Here is a 225-nt window from a genome sequence, read left to right on the forward strand (position 1 = left end):
GAGCCGCGCCCTTGCAGTCTCCAGGTCTGCCATCTTCGCCTTCATCGACGGATGATACATCCCGTCCTCGATCGCCGAGAGGATGCCGGCGATCTTCTTCTCGACCTGACCGAGATCGCGCTGCAGCTTGTCGCGCGCAGCACCGGCCCCGGCCTGCGCCGCGTTCCAGGCGCGGCGGTATTCCTCGACGAAGACGGCGATCAGGTCGGGATGCAGCAGCCTGTC

At 66.2% G+C, this 225-nt stretch carries 1 pseudogene; it reads right to left on the reverse strand.

The features are described from left to right. Window positions 1-225, reverse strand: a pseudogene (locus AC3A5Z_RS24205) (recombinase family protein); the annotation flags it as partial.

It is taken from the genome of Cereibacter sp. Soil_C_27 (assembly GCF_057657095.1).